This window comes from Streptomyces fildesensis (assembly GCF_016107395.1).
Taxonomy (GTDB): domain Bacteria; phylum Actinomycetota; class Actinomycetes; order Streptomycetales; family Streptomycetaceae; genus Actinacidiphila; species Actinacidiphila fildesensis.
On sequence record NZ_JAAIKO010000215.1, the window covers coordinates 1 to 358 of the forward strand.

Here is a 358-nt window from a genome sequence, read left to right on the forward strand (position 1 = left end):
AATCGGTTTAAGTTCAAGGAACCATTCTCAGCCTCCAACACAAAGCCACCGACATGGATCTGAGGTTCTTCGGCACGGATTCTCCTCTTGTCAACGTCCTTAACCATGTGATGGACATGGGCGATGAAGCCGACAAGTCTTTCAATGCTCCAACTCGCAGCTACGTTCGCGACGCGAAAGCCATGGCTGCTACCCCTGCGGACGTGAAGGAATTCCCAAATTCTTATGAGTTCATCATCGACATGCCCGGACTGCGGTCTGGAGACATTAAGGTGCAGGTGGAGGACGACAACCTGCTGCTGATCAGCGGGGAGAGGAAGCGCGAGGAGGAGAAGGAAGGCGCGAGGTACATCAGGAG

At 53.9% G+C, this 358-nt stretch carries 1 protein-coding gene; it reads left to right on the top strand.

Translation table 11 applies throughout. From position 1 onward, the window contains the following. Positions 1 to 53: 53 nt before the first annotated feature. Positions 54 to 358: Hsp20 family protein (locus tag C6N31_RS47265; RefSeq protein WP_198359681.1), on the top strand; the 305-nt coding region annotated here is incomplete at its 3' end.